19 protein-coding genes are annotated in these 20,840 nt (G+C 33.1%); 6 read left to right on the plus strand and 13 right to left on the minus strand.

Translation table 11 applies throughout. The annotated features are described in order from the left end of the window. Positions 1-2: 2 nt before the first annotated feature. A complete protein-coding gene (locus tag G7034_RS10510; RefSeq protein WP_166400915.1) occupies positions 3-2,363 on the minus strand; it encodes a TonB-dependent receptor in 2,361 nt (786 codons plus the stop codon). Between the two features lie 219 nt (positions 2,364-2,582). On the opposite strand from G7034_RS10510, the gene G7034_RS10515 reads away from it, so the two are divergent. Genes G7034_RS10515 through menD form a run of 3 tightly spaced genes read left to right on the plus strand, consistent with a single transcriptional unit; the run spans position 2,583 to position 5,876 of the window. Continuing rightward, positions 2,583-3,008 (plus strand): PaaI family thioesterase, encoded by a 426-nt coding sequence (locus G7034_RS10515; protein WP_166400916.1) that lies wholly within the window; start codon positions 2,583-2,585, stop codon positions 3,006-3,008. A gap of 1 nt (position 3,009) precedes the next feature. Continuing rightward, positions 3,010-4,119 (plus strand): chorismate-binding protein, encoded by a 1,110-nt coding sequence (locus G7034_RS10520; RefSeq protein ID WP_166400917.1) that lies wholly within the window; start codon positions 3,010-3,012, stop codon positions 4,117-4,119. A gap of 50 nt (positions 4,120-4,169) precedes the next feature. Then, the gene (gene menD, locus G7034_RS10525) at positions 4,170-5,876 is read left to right on the plus strand and encodes a 2-succinyl-5-enolpyruvyl-6-hydroxy-3-cyclohexene-1-carboxylic-acid synthase (RefSeq protein ID WP_166400918.1); all 1,707 of its coding nucleotides are present in this window, start codon (positions 4,170-4,172) and stop codon (positions 5,874-5,876) included. A gap of 31 nt (positions 5,877-5,907) precedes the next feature. On the opposite strand, the gene dnaG is transcribed toward menD, so the two are convergent. Continuing rightward, the gene (gene dnaG, locus G7034_RS10530) at positions 5,908-7,878 is read right to left on the minus strand and encodes a DNA primase (protein WP_166400919.1); all 1,971 of its coding nucleotides are present in this window, start codon (positions 7,876-7,878) and stop codon (positions 5,908-5,910) included. A gap of 113 nt (positions 7,879-7,991) precedes the next feature. On the opposite strand from dnaG, the gene G7034_RS10535 reads away from it, so the two are divergent. Then, positions 7,992-9,206, plus strand: a complete 1,215-nt coding sequence (locus G7034_RS10535) for an RsmB/NOP family class I SAM-dependent RNA methyltransferase (RefSeq protein WP_166400920.1) — start codon at positions 7,992-7,994, stop codon at positions 9,204-9,206. Between the two features lie 32 nt (positions 9,207-9,238). On the opposite strand, the gene G7034_RS10540 is transcribed toward G7034_RS10535, so the two are convergent. The 4 genes from G7034_RS10540 to G7034_RS10555 all read right to left on the minus strand — a co-directional run bounded on the left by G7034_RS10540 (position 9,239) and on the right by G7034_RS10555 (position 12,068). After that, positions 9,239-9,457 carry a hypothetical protein gene (locus G7034_RS10540; protein WP_166400921.1) on the minus strand — a complete coding sequence of 73 codons (219 nt, stop codon included), beginning with the start codon at positions 9,455-9,457 and terminating at the stop codon, positions 9,239-9,241. 84 nt (positions 9,458-9,541) lie between these two features. After that, positions 9,542-9,979: a DUF4168 domain-containing protein gene (locus G7034_RS10545; protein ID WP_166400922.1), complete on the minus strand. Its 438-nt coding sequence runs from the start codon at positions 9,977-9,979 to the stop codon at positions 9,542-9,544. A gap of 127 nt (positions 9,980-10,106) precedes the next feature. Continuing rightward, complete coding sequence (mazG, locus tag G7034_RS10550) at positions 10,107-10,895, minus strand: nucleoside triphosphate pyrophosphohydrolase (RefSeq protein ID WP_166400923.1); 789 nt, start codon at positions 10,893-10,895, stop codon at positions 10,107-10,109. A gap of 12 nt (positions 10,896-10,907) precedes the next feature. Beyond that, complete coding sequence (locus G7034_RS10555) at positions 10,908-12,068, minus strand: THUMP domain-containing class I SAM-dependent RNA methyltransferase (protein WP_166400924.1); 1,161 nt, start codon at positions 12,066-12,068, stop codon at positions 10,908-10,910. Between the two features lie 46 nt (positions 12,069-12,114). Between G7034_RS10555 and G7034_RS10560 the strand changes: the two genes are divergently transcribed. Then, positions 12,115-12,846 (plus strand): class I SAM-dependent methyltransferase, encoded by a 732-nt coding sequence (locus G7034_RS10560; protein WP_166400925.1) that lies wholly within the window; start codon positions 12,115-12,117, stop codon positions 12,844-12,846. After that, positions 12,843-13,520: a ZIP family metal transporter gene (locus G7034_RS10565; RefSeq protein ID WP_166400926.1), complete on the plus strand. Its 678-nt coding sequence runs from the start codon at positions 12,843-12,845 to the stop codon at positions 13,518-13,520. The genes G7034_RS10560 and G7034_RS10565 overlap by 4 nt, the downstream gene beginning before the upstream one ends. Before the next feature lie 20 nt (positions 13,521-13,540). On the opposite strand, the gene G7034_RS10570 is transcribed toward G7034_RS10565, so the two are convergent. From G7034_RS10570 to murA, 7 genes are all read right to left on the minus strand, one after another. Beyond that, positions 13,541-13,843, minus strand: a complete 303-nt coding sequence (locus G7034_RS10570) for a Sec-independent protein translocase subunit TatA/TatB (RefSeq protein WP_166400927.1) — start codon at positions 13,841-13,843, stop codon at positions 13,541-13,543. A gap of 96 nt (positions 13,844-13,939) precedes the next feature. Continuing rightward, positions 13,940-14,803 (minus strand): hydroxymethylglutaryl-CoA lyase, encoded by an 864-nt coding sequence (locus tag G7034_RS10575; protein WP_166400928.1) that lies wholly within the window; start codon positions 14,801-14,803, stop codon positions 13,940-13,942. 56 nt (positions 14,804-14,859) lie between these two features. After that, a complete protein-coding gene (locus tag G7034_RS10580; protein ID WP_166400929.1) occupies positions 14,860-15,471 on the minus strand; it encodes a LysE family translocator in 612 nt (203 codons plus the stop codon). 4 nt (positions 15,472-15,475) lie between these two features. After that, positions 15,476-16,105 carry a class I SAM-dependent methyltransferase gene (locus G7034_RS10585; RefSeq protein WP_166400930.1) on the minus strand — a complete coding sequence of 210 codons (630 nt, stop codon included), beginning with the start codon at positions 16,103-16,105 and terminating at the stop codon, positions 15,476-15,478. A gap of 107 nt (positions 16,106-16,212) precedes the next feature. Further along, a complete protein-coding gene (gene rpsA / locus G7034_RS10590) occupies positions 16,213-18,045 on the minus strand; it encodes a 30S ribosomal protein S1 (RefSeq protein WP_166400931.1) in 1,833 nt (610 codons plus the stop codon). Positions 18,046-18,244: 199 nt separating this feature from the next. After that, positions 18,245-19,105, minus strand: coding sequence for a hypothetical protein (locus tag G7034_RS10595; RefSeq protein WP_166400932.1), 861 nt, complete (start codon positions 19,103-19,105; stop codon positions 18,245-18,247). A 421-nt stretch (positions 19,106-19,526) separates the two neighbouring features. After that, entirely contained in the window at positions 19,527-20,840 is a 1,314-nt protein-coding gene (murA, locus tag G7034_RS10600; protein WP_166400933.1) for a UDP-N-acetylglucosamine 1-carboxyvinyltransferase, read from the minus strand.

The raw sequence follows: 20,840 nt of genomic DNA on the forward strand, positions 1-20,840 counted from the left end.
AACTAAAATTTTATGTTATAAGATAAAGCAGGAACAATTCCAAAAATAGCCAATCTTACAGCTTCATTTTGACCCGACTGTTGGTCTTGTCTAAAGATAATTGAATTTGCATTCATTCGGTTATAAGCATTGTAAATACTAAAGTTCCAATAAGCTTTCCAACTTTTATCCTTATATTTTCTCGGGTAATGATTAACTCCGAAGTCTAGCCTGTGAAAAGTTGGTAATCTATTTAAGTTTCTTCCTTCAAAAACAGGAATAGTTAAATCTTGAAATTGATATTGTCCTACTGGAAAGTTAACCGGTTGTCCTGTTTGTGCAATGAAATTAAGGTTAAACTCCCACCTATCATCTAATTCATAACTGGCCACTACAGAAACATCGTGGGTTTTGTCGAAATTATTTAAATACCATTTGCCATTATTAATTCCTGGTTCGTCTGGAGTTCTACCAGGCGTTCTTTGTTCTGACCTTGACAAGGTATAGGCAATCCAACCTGTGAGTTTTCCAGTGTTCTTTTTAAAAAGAAATTCCCAGCCGTAAGCTCTTCCTTCACCCATTAAAATATCACGCTCTATAAATTCGTTAGCTATTAAATTCGCTCCATCTATAAAGTCTATTGTATTATCAATTTTTCGATAAAACAATTCTGTTTCAACAGAAAATTTATCCTCCTTAAGATTTGAAAAATAGCCAACAGCAATTTGATCTAAAATTTGAGGATCTATAAATTGTCCGCTTGGCGTCCACACATCTAGGGGGGTTGGTGAGGAAGAATTTGTAATTAAATGGAGGTTTTGAACCATTCTATTGTAACCTAACTTAACCGAATGATTATCATTAAAAGCATAAGCCAATGAAACTCTAGGCTCAAAATTAATAAATGAGTTTAAGACTTCACTTCTTGAAGCACTGATAACATCAATGGGGTCGGCTTGTTCATAAATACCAAAGTTAGAATTATAAAGAACAGGTAGATCATTTTCATAGACATTTATTTTTCTTTGCCCTTGTCTTAAAAAAGCGCTTAATCTAAATCCATACCTCATGGATAAGCGATTGGTAAGTTCTTGATCTACATCAAAAAAAACGGCATTTTCGTTAGCGTAATTTTTTGTGAGTTGTCTTGATAGTATTCCTGAAGTTGCTGCATTAGGCCTTATATTACCAGGATTAAATTCATGTAAAAAACTTTCTATACCAAAATCAAAACTAACTTCGTTATTCAGCAAATAATTAAATGCATATTTATAATTTAAATTTCTAACTCCACTATCAAATTCGAAGCCTACTGAATCAAGATTTAAATTGTAAAAATAATCATTGACAATAAACGACATATTAGAAAATAGATTTTCATTAAAGGTGTGAGACCACCGCGCACTAACAAAAGTGGTTCCAAATGTATTTTCAAAGTTCTCATTAATACTAATTACATCTCTTCCGTAGTATGCCGATAAACTTAGGTTGTTATTTTTATCTATTCGATGATTAAGCTTGGCATTTAAGTCATAAAAATAAGCAGAATTTGGATTATCTGCTAACTGAAGAAACAAATGAGCATAAGAACTACGTCCTGAAACTAAATAAGTGGTTTTTCCTTTATTTATTGGACCTTCAAGTAGTAGCTTACTAGATACTACTCCTATGCTCCCCTCGCCAGAAAATTTATTCGAATTACCTGAACGTTGTTGAATATCTAAAACCGAAGAAACTCTGCCTCCATAATTAGCAGGAATCCCACCCTTGTACAGAGTAAGATTTTTGATAGCATCAGGATTAAAAATTGAAAATAAGCCAAACAAATGTGAAGAATTAAAAATTGTAGCCTCATCAACTAGAATCAAATTTTGGTCGGCACCTCCCCCTCTTACATTAAATCCACTAGCGCCTTCTCCTGCACTTGATACGCCAGGCAACTGAATGAGCGAGCGAATTACATCAGGTTCTCCTAAAACAACTGGAACTTTTTTAATGGTTTCAGAAGTAAGACTATTGGCAGACATTTGGGTACTCCTTACGTCGGTTTTTTCTATTTTTGTTCGAACAATTACATCTTCTAATTGCTCTTGGCTGTCGGCTAATTGAACAGTGATAGATCTATTTTCGTTCAAATTTATATTGATTTCTTTAGTTTCAAAAGATAGACTTTGAAACCTAAGAATATATTGACCTTTTTCTAATTTGATTTCAAAATTGCCTTCAAAATCAGTAACCGTGCCAATATTAGTTCCTTTGATTGTTATGTTTACATCAGGAAGCTCAAAACCTGATTGATCAGAAACCGTTCCACTAAGCCTAAACTCTTGAGCAAAAATGAAGAAGTGAAAAAAAAGTAAAATGAGGGTTATAGGTATTTTCAATGGTTTGTTTTTATTTTTTGCCAAAAATACAATAGCAAATCTAAATAAGCCTACAAAATAATATTAATAAAATCCTTAAAAACAAAACAAAATAGATTGTTTAACCTACTAATGGTGGGAAGATAATTTTACAGTTATTTGAATTTTAAATTGCTTTCACTTAATTTTATCATCTATATAAAACTACTTTTATACTTTTGGAAATCGAAAAATAGGTGAATGAAACTATCTAAAGAAGAAATTTTAAAGCGATGTAACGCCGTTGTACCTAATACGCTTATGGAAACACTAGCAATTAAGTACATTGATGTAGGTAATGATTTTCTAACTGCCGAAATGCCTGTTAACTCAAGTGTTCATCAACCTGATGGTGTATTGCACGGCGGCGCAATGGTAGCACTAGCAGAAAGTGTAGGTAGTGCTGCATGTTTTATTTTTTTGGATGCTGAAAATTACATAATTAGAGGACTTGAAATTTCTGCTAATCACATTAAAAGTATCACTAAAGGTAAAGTATTTGCCAAAGCAACTTTTATTCATAAAGGAAAAACAACTCAGGTTTGGAATATCACCCTCACCGATGAAGGAAATAACCTAATTTCAGCTTGTAAACTTACTACTATTTGCTTACCTAAAAAAAAGTAGAATGAATTTTCAAGAACTTAAAAACAAGCTTGTAAATCAGCTAAAAAAGAATTTACCATTTGTTGTTTATCACAAGCCAAACTCACCAAATATCGTGGCTTTATTAGAAAACTCGACACAAATTTATCCTGTAGAATATTCCGAGCAGGGGTTTGCTATGATAGGTTTTAACAACCCAAAATTAGCTCATTTTATTCGTCTTTCTCAAGCAAAAAAAATAAACTCACCTTACCTTCCTAATCAGTTAGACTTTCAATCTAAAAATCAACCGATTAAAGAAAAATCTATTGCAAAGTCTAGCTACGAAAATAAAATTAAGCAAAGCATAAATTTTATTGAAAATACTAAAGTAGAAAAGGTGGTTTTTTCAAGAAAAATTGAAGTTGAAAGTCAACAAAACTTAGTTCAAGCCTTTGAAAACTTACTTTGTTTGTATGAGGATGCGTTCACCTATTTGTGGCATCACCCTAAATTAGGTACCTGGCTTGGAGCTACTCCAGAAACTTTAGTAAGTTTAAATCGAAATCGTTTAACAACCATGGCACTTGCTGGCACAAAATTAGCTTCTAATAAAGCTGCTGAAAATTGGGGTAGCAAGGAAAAAGAGGAACAAAATTACGTTACAAAGGCCATTGTAAATGAGCTTAAAAAATATAGTGAAAAAATTAATATTGGTACTACCTCCTCCAAAAAAGCAGGGAAGTTATTGCATCTACATACTCCAATTACTGCACAAATAAACCCTTCTGATTTGGCTGAAATTCTTAAATACCTCCATCCTACCCCTGCCGTTGCTGGATTCCCCAAAAAAGAAGCCGTAGATTATATTCTAGCCAACGAAGCATACGAAAGAAAATATTACACTGGCTTTTTAGGTGAGGTTAATTTCCCACAAGAAGTAAACAAGAGAAAACATAGAAAAAATCAGGAATTTACAGCTGTACAACCAAGGATACCACTAACCGAATTATACGTTAATTTGCGATGTATGGAATATGATAATCAGCGATATACCTTATATGTTGGTGGTGGAATTACAAAAGAAAGTAAACCAAGTGACGAATGGGAAGAGACAAAAAACAAATCGCAAACCATGTTAAATGTGCTATAATTCTAGGCTATTGAAGTTTAACGTCTAATAGAAATAGCTAATTTTGTAGTATGAATCAAGTTATTTCGTCAATTCCGCTAGCACAGACCATTGTTGAAGCTTGTGCTTATTTTGGAGTACATCATGTGGTTATTTCACCAGGTTCGAGAAATGCGCCTTTAACGCTAAGTTTTTCTAATCATCCACAAATAAAAACATACGCTGTTGTAGATGAGCGAGCAGCCGGTTTTTTTGCATTAGGTATTGCTCAACAAACGCGTAAACCTGTAGCCGTAATTTGCACTTCAGGCTCTGCTCTTCTTAACTATTATCCTGCCGTTTCAGAAGCATTTTATTCTGATGTTCCCTTAATGGTAATCTCTGCAGATCGCCCTAAACATCTTATTGACATTGGAGATGGGCAAACCATAAGACAAGAAAAAGCTATCGACCCACATGTTACTTATTCGGCTTGTCTGAAGGAAGATGTAAGAAATGGAGATAATACAAGCGTTCAAAAATACAACGAAATTGAATTAGCTAAGGCTTTTCAACAGTGTTTGAAACGGCAAAGCCCCGTGCACATTAATGTGCCCTTTGATGAACCACTTTATCAGCAAACTAATCATACAAGTATTAATTTAGCGATTTTCAAACAATTGGAAATTAATATTCCTTCAGCAATCAATAAAGATTTAGCTAGTGCGTTTATTAAAGATTGGAATTCTTCAAAAAGTAAATTAATTCTTGTAGGTACTCATTTACCAAATACTATTAGCAAAGAAATTATTGAATTATGGGCTAATGATCCGTCGGTTCTTGTTTTAAAGGAAACAACCTCTAATCTTGAGCATGCTAATTTTATTGATAGCATAGATGGTATTGTAGCCCCCATTGAAAAGCGAACCGATGCATCTTCTTTATTTGAAAAGCTTCAGCCAGGTATGCTTATTAGCTTTGGTGGAATGATTGTTTCCAAAAAAATAAAGGTTTTTTTACGAAAATTTCAACCCAAGCAACATTACCACATAAACCCGCAAAAGGCTTATGCTACATTTTATAAGAAGCCTATTCATCTTAAAACCAATGCCAATCATTTTTTTAAATATGTGTTTTCAAATCTCAAGCAAGTAGATAGTGATTATTTTGAATTTTGGAATAGGGTAAACAAACTTCAATGCAAGAAAATAGAACAGTATGTAAAAGAAATTCCTTTTTCAGATTTTAGCGTGTTTTACAAAATTTTAAAAACCATGCCTAGTCGTGAACACCTTCAACTGGCTAATAGTTCAAGTATCAGGTATGCTAACTTAATGCAACTTCCGCAAGAAACTGAAGTTTTTTGTAACCGCGGTACAAGTGGAATTGACGGCAGCACTTCTACAGCTATTGGTGCGGCTATTATTCAAAATAAACCAACGACTTTAATTACGGGCGACTTAAGTTTTTTGTACGATAGCAACGGACTCTGGAACAATTACATTCCTTCAAATTTCAAAATAATTGTAGTTAATAATTCGGGGGGAGGTATTTTTAGAATTTTACCTGGTGAAAAACATAAAAATTACTACGAAACTTACTTTGAAACTTCGCATCAGTTAGATGCTAGTTATTTGGCTAAAATGTTTGGATTTGATTATTTTACAGCGGGTACAAAAAACGAATTAAAAAATGAACTGAAACACTTTTTTAAACCTCAGCAAAAGCCTAAAATTTTAGAAGTTTTTACCCCAAGAGAAGTCAACGATCAAGTTTTATTAAATTACTTCAAAGTTTAGTTTTATAAAAAAATTGATTTAATCCATAGCACTAAGTTACTCTGCTCAATCGTTTAGCAATTATAACTTCCAATTTTTTATATTCCATTATTTCCTTTAAAAGTTCTTGCACATTTTCAACTTTTCCGTCTTTCAAATTCGTTGTATAACTATCTACCTTTTCGTGAATTAAGAGGCGTCTTAAGTTTAAGATACTCTGAACAACTTCAGCAGGGTCTAATTTTGTTTTATCGGTAACAATTATATTCATATCTTCCCAACGGTGAAGTTTATACTTTTCGTCTTCCATTAAAATATTGGTTACTACCTCAGCTTCTTCAGGGCTTAATTGTTGTATAAACCCTTTAGGTTCAATTTTTCCAGCGGAAGCTAACTCTACCTCTAATTTTTCTTTCAATGACTTAAAAACAGGGTTAGAGAAATCGGTTTCGTCATCCTGTAAATCTTTGAATATTTTTTCATAAACCTTAGCTTCAATTTTAATTTCATTTAAAACAATTTCATGTTCTTCATTAAGGTCAATTTCAACATCTAAAAACAAACTATCTTCATGACCATGTTTCACCAATAAACTAATAATTTTCTGTTCTAAAACTTCCTTAGGGTTAACTTTTGGAAACTCATTAGTTGACGCATCCTCTTTTTTATGTATTTCAAATGCTTTTTGGTTTCTTTTTTTCTGTTGATTAGAATCGCGTTGATTTTTAGCATTGATTTGTGCCAGAGAAGAAAAAAGCACTTCTTCAGAGACTTGCATGATAGAAGAACACTCTTTAATATAAATTTCTTGCTGAATAGGGTTGGGTATTTTAGCAATGCTCACTACCATATCTCTTGTTAATTCAGCTTTTTTAACGGGGTCGTTTTTAGCTTCGGCCACCAAAAGTGAAGCCTTAAACTGAATAAAATCTTGTGCATTTTCTTCAAGATAGGCTTTTATTTCAATAGGATTATTGGCTCTTGCGAAGCTATCGGGGTCTTCGCCTTGAGGAAAAGTACAAACTTTTACATTCATTCCTTGTTCCAAAATTAAATCAATTCCTCGAAGTGAGGCGCGTAATCCAGCATCATCTCCATCAAATAAAACGGTAATGTTTTTGGTTAATCGATTAATCAATCTTATTTGGTCTGGAGTTAACGCCGTACCTGATGAAGAAACCACATTTTCTATCCCTTTTTGAGCCATCTGAATAACATCTGTATAACCTTCAACCAAATAGCAATTATCTTCTTTAGCTATACTTTGTTTAGCGTAGTAAAGTCCGTAGAGTATTTTACTTTTATTGTAAATTTCACTTTCTGGTGAATTTAAATACTTAGCTGCCTTTTTATCGGTTTTTAAAATTCTGCCTCCAAAGCCTAAAACACGACCAGAAATAGAATGTATTGGAAACATAACTCGCCCTTTAAACCGATCAAACTTTTTATCTTGTTTTACAATACTAAGTCCTGTTTTTTCTAAAAAGCTAAGTTGATATGTTTTTTGCAAAGCAGCTTTAGTAAAGTTTTCCCATTCGTCTTGAGCATAACCGAGTTCAAATTTCTTAATCGTTTCATCGGTAAAACCACGTTCTTTAAAATAGCTGAGACCTATGGCTTTTCCTGTTGAAGTTTCTAATAATTGTTGCTGAAAATAATCTCTTGCAAATTCACTTACTAAAAACAAACTTTCGCGTTCACTTGCCTTTTGTTTTTCTTCTGAAGATTGCTCAGTTTCTTCAATTTCAATACCATATTTTTTGGCTAAGTATTTAATGGCTTCAGGATAAGTAAGGTGTTCGTGCTCCATCACAAAAGAAACTACATTACCTCCTTTTCCACTAGAAAAATCTTTCCAAATTTGTTTAACAGGAGAAACCATAAAACTTGGTGAACGTTCGTCTGTAAATGGACTCAAGCCTTTAAAATTAGCTCCCGATTTTTTTAACTGTACAAAATCGCCAATCACTTCTTCAACTCGTGCGGTGTCAAAAACTTTCTCTATGGTATTTTTACTGATCAAAAACTTTTTTATTGCAAATATAAGTTTGTTTTTTAATTCTATTAGATGAATTAAGAATAAGCATTTGCATCCAATTAATATATGTAACTTTGCTGGCTAAATTAATAGAATAAATGCGCTTACATAGAAATTTAGTTTTTGCCGTTATTGACACCTTAGATCAAGTATTTAACCAAGGCAAATACGCTGATAAAGAAATCTCTAAGACCTTAAAAAAAGATGCCCGATGGGGAAGCAGAGATCGAGGATTCATTGCTGAAACCACCTACGATATTGTTAGGTGGAAAAGGCTTTATGAAGAAATTGCTGAAGTTAAAGCTCCGTATTCTAGAGCTAACTTATTTAGACTTTTTACGGTTTGGGCTACATTAAAAGGAATAGAAATACCCGATTGGAAACAATTTGAAGACACCCCAACCCGAAGAATAAAAGGAAAATTTGACGAATATTCTAAAATTAGAAAATTAAAAAATTCTATTCCAGATTGGTTAGACCATTTAGGTAAAGAAGAATTAGGTGAAAAATGGGATGCTGAAATTGAAGCTTTAAACGAAGAAGCGCCTGTAATTTTAAGGGTAAATACACTCCAAACAGATAAAAAAACTTTACAAAGCAAGTTAGAACGTGAAGACGAAATAGCTACTAAGTTTTTAGATGACTATCCAGACGCGCTTCAATTACTTAATCGCGCTGATGTTTTTAAAACAAAAAGCTTTAAAGAAGGATTTTTTGAAGTGCAAGATGCCTCATCTCAAAAAGTGGCTAAAGCTACTAAAGTAAAACCAGGTATGCGCGCCATTGATACCTGTGCTGGAGCTGGTGGAAAAACACTACACTTAGCGGCAATGATGGAAAACAAAGGACAAATCATTGCTTTAGACATATATTCTAACAAATTAAAAGAACTAAAGCGAAGAGCAAAACGAGCTGGTGCACACAATATTGAAACAAGGACAATTGATAGCACAAAAGTAATTAAGAAATTACACGATAACGCAGACGTTGTTATGATTGATGCTCCTTGCTCTGGTTTGGGGGTGCTGAGAAGAAATCCAGATGCAAAATGGAAACTGCAACCAGAATTTTTAGACGAAATAAGAAAAATACAAAAAGAAATTTTACACTCCTATTCTAAAATGGTGAAAAAAGGCGGGATTTTAGTTTACGCTACCTGTTCTATTTTGCCTTCTGAAAACGAAAAGCAAGTAGAAAAGTTTCTAGCTTCTGATGAAGGAAAAGATTTTGAACTTCAAAAAGAAGAATCTATTTTAGTCAGTGAAACAGGGCATGATGGGTTTTATTTGGCAAGAATGAAGAGACTTAGTTAGTCTTTTAGTTATTAGTAATAACTAAAAATGAATTAAACTTTCTTTTGATCAGACCAAAGTTTCTTGAGTATAGATAAAAGGAGTCCGCCAGAAAGCATACCTAAAACATAAACAATAACAATAAGAACAGATTGCGTTATTCTTAGTTCCCAAGTAATAAATCTGATATTGATGCTGTTCAAATTTTGAAAAATGAATACAGCAATACATGCTATAATTAAGAAAAATAAAATTTTTTTGATAACACTCATTGTAATAGTATTTCAGGTTGGAATAACAAATATAAAAAAACCGCCTTTAAAAGACGGTTTTAAAATTTGTAAAAAACTACTTAATTATTGCTGAAACTTTTGCATTAATTTTTGTTGCATTTCAGGATCTGATTGTACTTTTTGATTGATCATTTGAAATTCTTCAACGCTCATTCCATATTCTTTGATTTTGGCATCCATCATTTGCTGGATTTCGTCATTCATAGCTTCCACTTTTTGTAAAGCGGATTTGTGCTTTTTCTTGTCTTCATCAGAAGCTTCTACTTCTGCATCTGGGTTTAATGAAGCTTGATGAATTTCATTAAATTTTTCAACACTTAAACCTTCATCTTCAATTACACTAACCATTTTTTGTTGAGCTTTCATGTTCTCTTGCTGTACAGCTTGAAAAGCATTGGCGAACTTGTCAAATTGTTCGTCTGTTACTTCTTGAGCCTGAGCACCAAAAGTGGTTAAAACTGCAATTGATAGAATACTTAAAATTTTCGATATACGATTCATAAATTTATATTTTGTACAATACTAAGAAAAATCTAGGTTTTTAATGTTGGATTAAGATTATTTTATAAAACCACCGAAGAAACAAAGTGTATTATACCAATTTAACCATCAAATGACGCTATTTAGCTCATTCATTTTTTTTATCGTATTTCTTGGCCTTTTCCCAATATTCATCTAATTCTGTAAGATTCATTGTTTGCATGTCTTTCTTGTCTTTAGCTACTGCGGCTTCAATATACTTAAAACGCTTGATAAATTTTTTATTGGTTTTTTCTAAGGCATTTTCTGGATTTACATTAAGAAATCGTGCGTAATTAATTAAAGAGAACAAAATATCACCAAACTCTGCTTCTATTTGTGCTTGGTTATTTTGTAAAACTTCATCGTGTAGTTCTTCTAACTCTTCCCTAACCTTTTCAAATACTTGGTCTTTTTTCTCCCAATCAAAACCAACAGCGGCTACTTTATCTTGAATTCTGCTGGCTTTAACCACAGCAGGTAAAGATTTTGGCACGCCAGAAAGAACGCTTTTATTCCCTTCTTTAAGTTTCAGCTTTTCCCAATTTTCTTTGACTTCTTCCTCATTCTGCACTTCAACGTCACCATAAATATGCGGGTGACGGTCTATTAGTTTTTCTGAGATACTATGGGCCACATCGGCTATGTCAAATGCTTTTTGCTCGGCACCAATTTTTGAATAGAAAACAATATGTAAAAGCAAATCACCTAGCTCTTTTTTAATTTCAATCAGGTTGTTATCTAATATGGCATCGGCTAATTCGTATGTTTCTTCAATAGTTAATTGCCTTAAACTTGCTAAAGTTTGCTTTCTATCCCAAGGACATTTTTCTCTTAACTCGTCCATGATGTCAAGCAAACGTTCAAAGGCTTTTAATTGTTCTTTTCTAGTGTGCATTAAATATAAGTTTTATTTTTTAGCTTTATAATCATTGAAGCTACCTCTAAAGATTTCGTATTTAAGTAACCGTGATTCAATTTTTCCATTAAATAATTTAATTCGCTTGGAAGGTTTCAGTCCTATATGTTTAATATTTTCGCCAAAAGCTGTAATCATCCAAGCTTCAGATTGTGGATAATTATTTTTAAGTATATCACCAAGTTTTTCGTAAAAGGCATCAGCATCAAGTTCTAGTCGTTCACCATAAGGAGGATTAAAAGCCATAAAAAGCGGGCCTCTATTTTCTTTTTCACTTTTAAAAAAGTCTTTTATTTCTACTTGAATAAACTCACTTAAGTCGGCATTTTTAATGTTATCTATACTTTTCATCACGGCAGAAGGGGCTTTATCAAAGCCTTTAATTTTAAAATTAAAATCGCTTATTTTCTTAAGTGAAGATTGGTAGATTAATTGAAACAATTCTTCGTCATAATTTTTCCATTTACTAAAACCAAATTCTTTTCGGTTCAAGTTAGGAGGAATATTACATGCCATCATTGCAGCTTCAATTAAAAAAGTACCGCTTCCACACATGGGGTCTAAAAAATCTGATTGCCCATTCCATCCTGCTAGTTTTAAAATTCCAGCGGCTAAAACTTCATTAATTGGTGCTATATTAGTTGCACTTCTATAGGCTCTTTTAAACAGAGGTTGACCTGAAGAATCTAAAGACAGAGTACATTCGTCTTTAAATAAATGTACATTAATTTTTAAGTCAGGGTCTTTGGTATCTATATCTGGTCGTTTCCCTTTTAACTTTCGCAAACGGTCTGCAATAGCATCCTTTACCCGGAATAAAACAAATTGCGAGTTATTAAAAACTTGCGAGTTAACCGTAGATTGAATGGCAAAAGTTTCATCCTCACCAATCCAATCTTCCCATGGAAAATTATAAACCGAATGGTACAAATCGGCTTCATTGTTAACTGTAAATTTTTTAACAGGTAATAAGATTGAAAGCGCAGTCCTGAGGTTTAAATTAGCTTTATACAGAAAACCTAAATCTCCTACAAAACTTACGTTTCTTACTCCTTTTTTTATATCTCTTGCTCCCAATTTTAATAATTCATTTTCTAAGACTTCTTCTAGTCCGTAGAAAGTTTTGGCCAGCATATTATAATTATTTCCCATTAAAATTTAGGTTTTAGATGACAAAAATAGATTAATTTTGCGGTTTATGATGAAATCTAAAGAAAACTGGTTTAAATCGTGGTTTGATTCTCCTTATTATCACCTTCTCTATAAACATAGAAATGAAGAGGAGGCTTTGTTTTTTATAACACACTTAATCAAGCTCTTTCCTTCAAGCAAGCAATCTTTGCTAGATATGGCTTGTGGGAGAGGTCGTCATTCTAGGATGTTTCATAAAATGGGGCTAGAGGTTACAGGTGTTGATTTATCCAAAAACAATATTGCATTTGCGCGCAAGTTTGAAGCTAAGGGCTTAAAGTTTATGCAAAAAGACATGCTTATTCCTATGCCTTCAAAATTTGATTTAGTGACTAATCTCTTTACTAGCATGGGTTATTTCCCAAATGCTTCCGACAATTGGAAAGTTATACAAAGCATGAAAACTAACTTGAAAGTTGGAGGTTATGGGGTGATTGATTTTTTAAATGTGAATTATGCTGAAAAGTTATTCCCTTCAAAAGAAACTAAAGAAATAGATGGAGTTCAATTTTCTATCACTAAGACGGCAGATGATTCTTTTTTTTATAAGCATATTGAAGTTGATGACCAAGGTAAAAAATTTGAATTTATAGAGAAACTAAAAAAAATAAATCGAAGTGAATTTGAAGATTGTATTAAAAAAGAAGGGCTTGAATTAATTCATATTTTTGGTAATCACGATTTATCTGAATTTAAAAAAAACACCTCTAAGAGGTTAATTCTTATTTTTAAAAAATGACCTATATTTTACCATTATTAGCTGTTTTACTGGGCTACCTTATTGCCTTAGCCATAAAAAAAACCACTTCGGGTATTAATTTACTTTTGGCCTTTAGTGGTGCTTTTTTACTGTCGATTACAGTTTTTGAATTTATTCCTCATGTGTATCATTCTGAAGCCAGTAATATTGGTGTTTTTGTAATGCTAGGAATTTTAATTCAATTGATGCTTGAATTTCTTTCTGGCGGTGCCGAACATGGTCATACGCATTACGACATTGAAAAATCTCACTTTCCTTGGGCACTTTTTTTTAGCTTATGTATTCATTCATTGTTAGAAGGATTCCCTATTGGACAATCGGATACTTTATTGGTGGCTGTGGTCATTCACAAAATGCCAGTGGCTATCATTATAAGTTCTTTTCTATTAAAAACGCAACTAAAAAAATGGCAAGTTCTTGTTTTCGTTTTACTATTTGGGCTAATGACTCCTTTAGGGCATTTATTAAGTGATTTATTAAATCAATTTAAAACCTATTTGACTTACGTTGATGCGGTAGTAGTTGGGATTTTCCTTCATATTTCAACAACAATATTATTTGAATCACAAAAAAACCATCGATTTAACGCTTCAAAATTTATTGTGATTGTAATTGGAATTGTGGCTGCTTACTTTCTAGGTCATGCACACTAAACTAAGCATTTGAAAGCTTTTTAGAAACGTCTTTTAATAGGTCCTGTAATATCTTCTAAGTCGTCTTTTACCTTCTTGGTTTCTTCTTCAATTTGTTTAGTTACATCAACCTTGTTAAACTCGTCTTTAAAAGGCTTGGTATGCGTTTCTGTAGATTTGGTAATTTCTGATTTTATTTCATCGGTAGCATTTCTTACCGACTTCATCGTTTGTCCTAAAGTACGAGCTATGTCTGGAATTTTGTCTGCGCCAAAAACCATTACAACAATTAATAAAATAACTGCTATTTCTGCTCCACTAATAAAATATAAGGTAAAAATCATACTGCAAAGATAAGGTATTTCCTAGAATTTTATGCTTAAATTTTCTGAATACTAAAATTGAAAAAAACTTGTTTTTATTAGTAAACCAAGCAAAAATTAAACATAGTTTGTAAAAATTGATGTCGCTTGATTATAGCTTGATTCAAACCTGGCCATACCAACGCCATGGTCTATTTTATGCTGATTAAAATAAGAAATCATTTTTTCAGTGGGCATATTTCCGGTGAGTTGATCTTTAGCCATTGGGCATCCTCCAAATCCTTGAATAGCTCCATCAAATCTCCTGCATCCAGCGGTAAAAGCAGCATTTACTTTTTCATACCAAGTGGTTGGCGTAGTGTGTAAATGAGCTCCAAATTCAATTTTAGGAAATTGGGGGATTAGGTTTTTAAAAAGGTAGTCGATGGTTTTTGCATCTGATGTTCCAACAGTATCTGATAGAGACAAAATTTGCACTCCCATTTGAGCAAGCTTTTCGGTCCATTCTGCAACTACCTCAACGCTCCAAGGATCACCATAAGGATTTCCGAAACCCATAGATAAATAGGCTACAACTTCTTTATTATGGGTTGAGGCCAAGTCAAGAATTTTCTTCAATAACTCTACCGATTCATTTATTGTTTTGTGTGTATTTCTCATTTGAAAATTTTCAGAAATAGAAAAAGGATAACCTAAGTAGTTAATCTCAGGATGTTTACAAGCCTCTTCTGCACCGCGGTAATTAGCCACTATAGCTAGTAATTTTGAATTTGTTCTAGATAAATCTAAGCGACTTAAGACTTCGGCGGAGTCTTTCATTTGAGGAATAGCTTTTGGTGAAACAAAACTTCCAAAATCTAAGGTGTCAAACCCACATTCTAACAATAGTTGGAGGTATTGCACCTTTAAATCGGTAGGAATAAAGTTTTTTATTCCTTGCATGGCATCTCTTGGACACTCAATTAATTTCAATTTATCCATAGTTCAAAGATACGATTTTATAAAATTCGTAAAAAAACTATTTTTAAACATTTAATCTATAAAAAAAGCGCAAAAGCAATCAAAACGAAAACAGCAATTTGAACCCATTTAACTATTTTTAAAACTCGTTTATTTTGTTGAATGTAGTTGGCTATTTTTCCAGCTGAAAAAGCCACAAGGGAAAAAATAAGTAAAGCTTGTAACATAAATACTAAACCCAAAACATACAATTGAATCTCGACATAAGCCGATGTATTCCAAACAAAATTTGGAAAAAAAGCAAGAAAAAAGATACTTACTTTTGGGTTAAGAACATTCATCAAAAAGCCTCGTTTCAGAAGTTTTTTTGACGATTCGGTTGTGGTTTTTTCGTTCAAGCTTAAACTATTCTCAGAACGATAGATAGAGTAAGCAAGATAAAGCAAGTAACCTGCTCCTAAAAGCTGAACTAAAGAAAAAAGAAATTCAGATTGATTAATTAGGGCTGCCACACCAAAGGCTACTAAAGTAGTGTGCACTAATACACCTGAAACCAAACCTAAGCTAAGCATTATACCAGCTTTCTTTCCTTTGGACATACTCTTCACTAATACATAAATGATATCTGGCCCCGGTGACAAGGTTAAAATCACGGAAGCTATTAAAAAGGAAATTAAGTGGGGAATCATAAAATCAATTTGTTATTTTCTCTAGAACAATTAATCGATTGCTTTCAAAACTTACTTGAAAACCAAAATTTTGGGCAATATATTTAAAACTATCAAAGGTGTAAATAAACACATGTGTTGGGTCTTTGATGTAGTACCAATCCTTAAAATTAGACTTTTGCTCTTCAAAAAGTTGAGTCATAACATATAATTTTCCACCTTCAAATAACAACTGATTTAATTTTGTGAATTCTTCATTGGGGTGATGAAAATGTTCAGCAACTTCACAGCAAGCAATATAATTGTATTTTTTTTTCAAATTTTCTGCAATGGGCTGAAAAAATGGGTCATAAAGTAAAACCTGATAATTATTTTCTTTGAGCACTTTGGCAATAACTGGACCTGTTCCACATCCATAATCTAAACCTAAATGATGTGGCTTAAAATCCTGAAGAATACGATGAGTTATGGGCGAAGTAAAATCTCTATACCGCGGATCAAAAACATCATTATTATGAGTAAGATAACGCTCTTCTTCAAGATTGGCTTCCAAAAAAGTAGAATTTTCTTTGACATAAGACAAGCAATTGGTGCATTGGTAGAAATGGGACGTCACTTTTACGGTTAGCAAAGTATTGCATAAACTACAATTCATAGCGTGTTTTTGAGTTCAAATTTAAGGAATAATTTTATGTGAAATTTATGAGATAAAAAAAACCGCTTCGGTGAGAAGCGGTTTTTACAGTAACTATGTTTAGAAAATTACTTTCCTTCCATTTTATCTTTTAGAGCTTGAAGCTCTGCGTTAGCATCACCAAGAGTAGTTTTCTGACTTTCGTCTTTTGCTTTCTTAGCCGCTGTCTTCACTATTTTTTGCTCTTCTTCTTTGAACATTACAGTGTGTGAAGCAACTACACGTTTAAATTCCTTATTGAACTCAATGATTTGGAATTCTGCTTCTTCTCCTTTTTTCAACTTAGAGCCATCTTCTTTTTCTAAATGTCTTCCAGGAATAAATGCAGTAACATCTTCATTAAATTCAATAGTAGCTCCTTTATCAACCATTTCTGTTATTGCAGCAGTATGCTTAGTACCTACAGCAAATTCAGTTGCATAATCATCCCAAGGGTTTTTCTCAGTTTGTTTATGACCAAGGCTTAATTTACGACCGTTAACGTCTAATTCAAGAACAACAACGTCTAATTTATCACCTACTTTACAGAATTCTGATGGGTGCTTGATTTTCTTAGTCCAAGATAAATCAGAAATGTAAATTAATCCATCAATTCCTTCTTCTAATTCTACAAAAACACCAAAATTAGTAAAGTTTCTAACTTCACCTGTATGTTTAGAACCTACAGGGTACTTTTCAGTAATATCAGTCCAAGGATCTGGAGTTAATTGTTTAATTCCGAGTGACATTTTGCGATCTTCTCTATCTAGAGTAAGAACTTTAGCTTTTACTTTATCACCCACTGTCACAAAGTCTTGAGCTGATCTTAAGTGTGTGCTCCAAGACATTTCAGAAACGTGTATTAATCCTTCAACGCCTTCTTCAACTTCAATAAATGCACCGTAATCTGCAATTACAGTAACCACGCCTTCTACTTCATCTCCTTCTTTTAATTCAGGATTTAAGGCTTCCCAAGGGTGTTTGCTCAATTGTTTTAATCCAAGTTGAATTCTTGTTTTGTCTTCATCAAAGTCTAAAATTACCACATTAAGTGTTTGATCTAACTCAACAACTTCGTTAGGGTGGTTAATTCTTGACCATGAAAGGTCTGTAATATGAACTAATCCGTCAACTCCTCCAAGGTCAACAAATACACCGTAAGAAGTGATGTTTTTCACCACACCTTCTAGTACTTGACCTTTTTCTAATTGACCAATAATTTCTTTTTTCTGCTCTTCAATATCAGCTTCAATAAGTGCTTTGTGCGAAACAACAACATTTTTAAATTCGTGATTAATTTTCACTACTTTAAATTCCATTGTTTTGCCAACGTAAGCATCGTAATCGCGGATTGGCTTCACATCAATTTGAGAACCAGGTAAGAAAGCTTCAATACCAAACACATCTACAATCATACCACCTTTAGTTCTGCACTTCACAAAACCTTTTACAATAGTACCATCTTCTTGTGCATTGTTCACTCTTTCCCAAGCTTTAATTACTCGAGCTTTTCTGTGCGAAAGAATTAATTGTCCTTCAGCATCTTCTCTTACATCAATAAGTACATCTACGGTATCGCCTACTTTTAAGTCGGGATTATACCTAAACTCATTTAATGAAATAACACCTTCACTTTTTGCATTGATGTCAATGATAGCGTCTTGATCGGTAAGATTTACCACAGTGCCTTCAACCACCTCATTGTTAAGTGTTTCTACGAAGTTTTCAGCGACTAATTTTTCAAATTCATTTAACTTTTCATCCTCTACTTCCTCAATTCCTTCTTTGTAGCGATGCCAATCAAATTCTTTTAAAAATTGTTCTGGATTTTGTTGCTGCGCAGAGGCTTGCAACTTATTTTGGTTAGTTTGTTCTTGAGCTACGTCTTGCGTTTGCTCTTCTTTTTTTACTTCTTCAGCCATTGAAGATTAAATTTGTATTCTGTACGTTCAAGGAAATTTAAGCAGAAACACACAGAAGTTGTTTTACATTAGATTACTGAAGCTCAAGCATTTCCTCTTAGCGCTTAAGCGAGTGCAAAAGTAATAATTTTTTTTTATCAAAAAACAAAAAAGCCTAACAATTAACTGTTAGGCTTTTTTAGTAACTTAACTACTTATGTTAGTAGGCTGATTTAATACTTTTTTTATCAATTGTTACTGCAGGACGATCTGCACCTCCATCTTCTTCAGTCTGATCTATAAAGTCGAAAACATCATCGTGTGTTGCTTCAAAACTAACATTGTTAGGTAATGTAGCGGAAATTGTGTAAGTTGTCAATCCTGTTTCAAAATCCATACTACTTAAATCGAAGTTCAAATCTTCTGGTTGTTCGTCAGGGGTATCTTGGGTATCTTGAGTGGCATCAAAAAGAGCTTGTCCTTCATTTTCAACAAGAACCAAGATAGATCCAAAAATAGTCGAAAATTCATTTAAGGAGTTTCCTGGCTCAGTGATAAAGTTAAGCTGAGAAAGACTTACTAATTCATCATTTTCATCAACATTAGCAGTTACCACTGCCCATTGTCCAACCATTTGCCCCTCTAAATCGAAATCTCCTAGATAAACAAATTGAGAAATACCATTTTCAATAAGCAAAGAATTTTCTTCTTCCTCTTCTTCTTCCTCTTCTTCTTCTGTTTCATTTACAACAAAACCAACCGAGTTAGATGTCAATTCATCTAAGACCGCAGTAGCTTCAAAGTTCCCTACTTCTTCGGCTACAAATGTGTTGCTTTCTAAAACATTTCCGTCAACATCTATACTTGCCATTGCAGTAACGTCCTCGCCTTCGTCTGCAATTACGGTAAAAGTGATTGATTCACCTATTTCAATTTCATTTGCCGAAGCTTCTAAACTAATTTCTGTAAATCCATCCTCACCTCCATTGTCAGGATTATCTGACCCATTATCATCATCACTACTACAAGCAGCAAAAAATAGGAAACTGAACATACTTAATAAATAAAATACTTTTTTCATTGTTAATTATTTTAATTTTTGACGAAACTATCAAAGGAAAACTAAAGAAAAAAACCTGTGTTAAATTAAGGTTAACAGGATTTATTCAATTTAAATTATTATTTATCAAAATCTAAAATGAATTATTTTTTTTTAGGTTTATCTGATAAATCTAAAAAATTATGCAATTAAACTTAGTAACACTACTAATTTAATAATTATTTTTACTGCACAATAAGATTAATTAGTGATTTGGTTTTTGACATTGGTTAAAGGTAGAATTCTAAAAATTAACAACTTGTAAATTAAAAAGCAAGCTTTATTATAAAGTTTTGAAATTATGAAAACCATTACTCTTTTAAAAGTTAACTTAGCTTAACAAAAAAAACTACTTCTAATGAAGCAGTTTTTTTTTGTAGTTTTTTTTAAAAAGTAATGAAAACTAGCTAACGCGAGTAATTTTAGCACCAATAGCTTGAAGTCTTTCATCAATATTTTCGTAACCTCGGTCAATTTGTTCAATATTATGAATAGTAGAAATTCCTTTTGCTGAAAGAGCAGCAATTAGCAAAGAAATTCCCGCTCTAATATCTGGGCTTGTCATTGTAGTAGCTTTTAACTGCGATTGAAAATCGTGGCCAATTACAGTTGCTCTATGGGGGTCACATAAAATAATTTTTGCTCCCATATCAATTAGTTTATCTACAAAAAACAACCTCGATTCAAACATTTTTTGATGTATAAGCACGCTTCCTCTAGCTTGTGTGGCTACTACCAACATTATGCTTAGCAAATCTGGGGTAAAACCAGGCCAAGGCGCGTCGCTAATATTCATAATTGAACCATCTATAAAACTTGCTACTTCGTAGCCATCTTTGTGAGCGGGTATATAAATATCATCTCCTTTTCTTTCTAATTGAACACCTAGTTTTCTGAAAGTATTTGGAATTACGCCTAAATCGTCCCAACTTACGTCTTTAATGGTAAGTTCGCTTTTAGTCATGGCTGCTAAGCCTATCCAAGAGCCAATTTCGACCATGTCTGGCAAAACTCTATGCGTGCATCCTCCAAGTGATTTTACACCTACAATTTTGAGTAAATTAGAGCCAATTCCTTGAATATCTGCTCCCATGCTAACCAACATCTTACACAATTGTTGCAAGTAAGGCTCACAGGCTGCATTGTAAATTGTTGTTTCTCCTTCAGCAAGAACAGCGGCCATCAATATATTAGCTGTACCAGTAACCGAGGCTTCTTCTAGCAACATGTATTTCCCTTTTAACCCATTAGGAGCTTCAACGCCATAAAAACGTTCTTCTTTATTGTACCTAAACTTAGCTCCTAAGTTAATAAAACCTTCAAAGTGAGTATCCAGTCGGCGTCTTCCAATTTTATCTCCTCCTGGTTTTGGGATATAACCTTTACCAAACCTACCTAACAAAGGGCCAACAATCATAATTGATCCTCTTAAGCTAGCGCCTTCTTCTTTGAATTTTTCAGATTGAAGATAATCTAGATGTAAGTCGTCTGATTTAAAAGAAAAAGATCCTTTACCTAACTTTTGAATTTTAACGCCTAAATTTCCAAGTATTTCAATGAGTTTATTAACATCTCTAATATCTGGAATATTATCAATTTTCACTTCTTCGTTAGTTAGCAATACAGCACATAAAATTTGTAGTGCTTCATTTTTTGCTCCTTGTGGGGTAATATTACCCTTTAAAGCCTGTCCTCCTTCAATTTTAAATGTTCCCAT

Source organism: Psychroflexus maritimus (assembly GCF_011089875.1).
In the GTDB taxonomy this organism is placed as follows: Bacteria; Bacteroidota; Bacteroidia; order Flavobacteriales; family Flavobacteriaceae; genus Psychroflexus; species Psychroflexus maritimus.

Bases quoted from the DNA above. Each gene is read 5' to 3' on its own strand.
- rpsA (WP_166400931.1), bottom strand. From the start codon at position 18,045: ATGGCTGAAGAAGTAAAAAAAGAAGAGCAAACGCAAGACGTAGCTCAA.
- G7034_RS10575 (WP_166400928.1), bottom strand. From the start codon at position 14,803: ATGGATAAATTGAAATTAATTGAGTGTCCAAGAGATGCCATGCAAGGA.
- G7034_RS10585 (WP_166400930.1), bottom strand. From the start codon at position 16,105: ATGAATTGTAGTTTATGCAATACTTTGCTAACCGTAAAAGTGACGTCC.
- G7034_RS10555 (WP_166400924.1), bottom strand. From the start codon at position 12,068: ATGGGAAATAATTATAATATGCTGGCCAAAACTTTCTACGGACTAGAA.
- G7034_RS10515 (WP_166400916.1), top strand. From the start codon at position 2,583: ATGAAACTATCTAAAGAAGAAATTTTAAAGCGATGTAACGCCGTTGTA.
- G7034_RS10595 (WP_166400932.1), bottom strand. From the start codon at position 19,105: ATGAAAAAAGTATTTTATTTATTAAGTATGTTCAGTTTCCTATTTTTT.
- menD (WP_166400918.1), top strand. From the start codon at position 4,170: ATGAATCAAGTTATTTCGTCAATTCCGCTAGCACAGACCATTGTTGAA.
- G7034_RS10540 (WP_166400921.1), bottom strand. From the start codon at position 9,457: ATGAGTGTTATCAAAAAAATTTTATTTTTCTTAATTATAGCATGTATT.
- G7034_RS10565 (WP_166400926.1), top strand. From the start codon at position 12,843: ATGACCTATATTTTACCATTATTAGCTGTTTTACTGGGCTACCTTATT.
- G7034_RS10545 (WP_166400922.1), bottom strand. From the start codon at position 9,979: ATGAATCGTATATCGAAAATTTTAAGTATTCTATCAATTGCAGTTTTA.
- mazG (WP_166400923.1), bottom strand. From the start codon at position 10,895: ATGCACACTAGAAAAGAACAATTAAAAGCCTTTGAACGTTTGCTTGAC.
- G7034_RS10520 (WP_166400917.1), top strand. From the start codon at position 3,010: ATGAATTTTCAAGAACTTAAAAACAAGCTTGTAAATCAGCTAAAAAAG.
- G7034_RS10535 (WP_166400920.1), top strand. From the start codon at position 7,992: ATGCGCTTACATAGAAATTTAGTTTTTGCCGTTATTGACACCTTAGAT.
- G7034_RS10560 (WP_166400925.1), top strand. From the start codon at position 12,115: ATGATGAAATCTAAAGAAAACTGGTTTAAATCGTGGTTTGATTCTCCT.
- murA (WP_166400933.1), bottom strand. From the start codon at position 20,840: ATGGGAACATTTAAAATTGAAGGAGGACAGGCTTTAAAGGGTAATATT.
- G7034_RS10580 (WP_166400929.1), bottom strand. From the start codon at position 15,471: ATGATTCCCCACTTAATTTCCTTTTTAATAGCTTCCGTGATTTTAACC.
- G7034_RS10570 (WP_166400927.1), bottom strand. From the start codon at position 13,843: ATGATTTTTACCTTATATTTTATTAGTGGAGCAGAAATAGCAGTTATT.